The organism is Vibrio sp. 1401, assembly GCF_033340295.1.
Genome location: NZ_JAWOWF010000398.1, coordinates 1 through 678, shown reverse-complemented (window position 1 = coordinate 678; position 678 = coordinate 1). Strand labels below are relative to the sequence as shown.

Annotated in this window: 2 pseudogenes; both read right to left on the bottom strand. The window is 46.3% G+C overall.

Annotated elements, in window-relative coordinates:
• A pseudogene (locus R7Z77_RS25870) lies at positions 1-397 on the bottom strand (amino acid ABC transporter permease); the annotation flags it as partial.
• A 1-nt stretch (position 398) separates the two neighbouring features.
• Positions 399-678 (bottom strand): annotated as a pseudogene (locus R7Z77_RS25865) (amino acid ABC transporter permease); the annotation flags it as partial.

Sequence of the window (678 nt, the reverse complement as noted above, 5' to 3'; positions counted from 1 at the left end):
GATAGATGTTGACAAAGAACAGCCAAATCCATAAGCGTTTTGGTGTTTTTTCATAGGCAAGAAGCACAGTGAAAATCGCGAGCGTGATGTAAAACAGGCGAGGGCGCCAAAGTTCTGCTTCTGGGTAGAAGCCGTACATGAACTGCTCCCAGCGAACACTGATGAACACCCAGCATGCACCTTCTCGGCGACAGTCATCACGCGTTGAGCCTATCCAGTCAGCATTAATGAATGCCCAATCGACAATGTGCCAAAGCGCATTAAAAACGATATAAGCAAGAATAAGCGTGACAATGGAGTTGACTGGGCCATTAAACAAATTCTTGCGTAACCACCCAACCACGCCAACGGTATTTGATGGTGGCGGGAGATCGGGCTGAAATTGATGTGTACTCATATTATCTCTCCACCAGCGCAACTTTGCGGTTGTACAAGTTCATTAACGCAGACGTGAGCAAGCTCAGAGTTAGATAAACGCCCATTGTCATCGCGATGATCTCAATGGCTTGTCCTGTCTGGTTCAAGGTTGTACCAGCAAACACAGAAACCAGATCCGGATAACCAATAGCCATTGCCAACGAAGAGTTCTTCGTTAAGTTCAAGTATTGGCTTGTGAGTGGAGGAATGATGATTCTCAAAGCTTGAGGGATAACAACCAGCTTGAGCGTTTTAGCACGA